Consider the following 1740-nt stretch of genomic DNA (forward strand, 5'->3'; position numbering starts at 1 on the left):
GAGCGGCAAAGGACAAGCGAGATCGGGAGCACGTTTATGAAATATCCGGGTTAGACTTGTACCTAATTATTATTGGATCTGTACCTTGGCTACTGAGTATCAGGAACGTCTGGAGCTTTTCCAGTCCCGTGCTAACCAATCTGTTTTTCATGGCATCTGCCATGGTATTGAGCGTGAAAGTCTCAGGGTTACCTCGGATGCTCGTCTTTCCCAAAAACGCCATCCCGAGAAACTCGGGCGTGCATTAACTCACCCTTACATCACCACTGATTATTCAGAGGCACTGCTTGAATTCATCACGCCGGTACACAGTCGAATTACTGATACGCTCTCCTTTCTTGAGGAGTTGCACCAGTATGCCTGCCGGAATATGCCAGCGGAGTTGCTTTGGGCCGGGAGTATGCCGCCGCTGCTGGAAGGGGATGACAGTATACCTATCGCGCAGTATGGGAGTTCTAATATCGGGGTCATGAAAAGTGTTTATCGTGAAGGACTTTGGCATCGTTATGGCAAACCAATGCAAACCATCGCCGGTATTCACTATAACTTCTCCCTGCCAGAAGAGTTCTGGGCGCTGCTACGACAGCACTGTGGACAAGAGAAAATCAGCGCTCAGGACTTCAGGTCGGCGGGTTATTTTTCCCTGATTCGAAACTTTCTGCGTTACTCGTGGCTGCTGATGTACCTCTTTGGCGCCTCTGCGGCCCTTAGCCGAAGTTTTTTTACCGATGGCGGCGTTCAGTCAGGCCTTCAGGCCCTCGACAAGGACTCTCTTTTTCTTCCTTATGGGACGTCGTTACGTATGAGTGACATGGGGTACAGCAATCACGCCCAGGCCTCACTGAATATTTGCTACAACACCCTGGAAGATTACGTAGACAGTCTTTCCCGAGCCATCCGTACACCATACCCTCCCTATGAAGCCATTGGTCTGAAAAAAGACGGCAAATACCTGCAACTGAACACTAATCTCTTGCAAATTGAAAATGAGTATTACAGCACTATCCGCCCCAAACGGATTGCCCGTTCCGGTGAAAAACCAGTGACCGCCCTGCGTAATGAAGGCGTTGAATATGTTGAGGTACGTTGCCTTGATATCAACCCATTCGAACCAGTGGGACTGAGTGAGCTGGATGCCCATTTTCTGGATATTTTTCTGGTCTATTGCTCGTTGCAAAACAGCGACCCTATTCATGGCGATGAGTGTGCCGAGGTCAGCAATAATTTCAAAACAGCGGTTACGGAAGGCCGTCGCCCGGGGGTCAAGTTAAGACACAGTGGTCAATCGGTCGTGCTGCAACACTGGGGGCTTCGGCTTCTGGATGATATGTCTCCCATTGCTGAGATTCTTGACCAGGCAAATGAATCGTCAACGTTTGTCAAAAGCTTATGGATGCAAAGAGACAAGCTGCAAGATATCGCTTTAACCCCTTCCGCCCAGCTGCTTGATACCCTGAAAACTGACGGTTCCGGTTATCTTGAGTTGATGATGTCTTTGTCGGAAAAGCACTCCGAAAGTTTCTCTGAAGCCAGTCTGGGCGATGAACGAATAGCCTACTTTGAACAGCTTGCCCAGCGTTCTATTGCCGACCAGCTGGCAGCCAAACACAACGATAGCAGTGACTTTGATACATTCCTGCAAGAGTATATGGCAGCACAATAGCTGCCTGTAATATTGACTGCAGTTAGGAGTCGTCTAAAAATAACTTTCCCATTTTAAACTCAGTGTTCCTGATGATT

At 48.7% G+C, this 1740-nt stretch carries 1 protein-coding gene; it reads left to right on the plus strand.

What is annotated here, in order from left to right; all coding sequences use genetic code 11:
* The first annotated feature begins 85 nt into the window (after window positions 1-85).
* A complete protein-coding gene (gene gshA, locus KDK14_RS19990) occupies window positions 86-1663 on the plus strand; it encodes a glutamate--cysteine ligase (protein WP_257266986.1) in 1578 nt (525 codons plus the stop codon).
* Window positions 1664-1740 lie beyond the last annotated feature (77 nt).

Origin of the sequence: Endozoicomonas sp. ONNA2 (genome assembly GCF_024606365.1) — a bacterium.
GTDB lineage: Bacteria > Pseudomonadota > Gammaproteobacteria > Pseudomonadales > Endozoicomonadaceae > Endozoicomonas.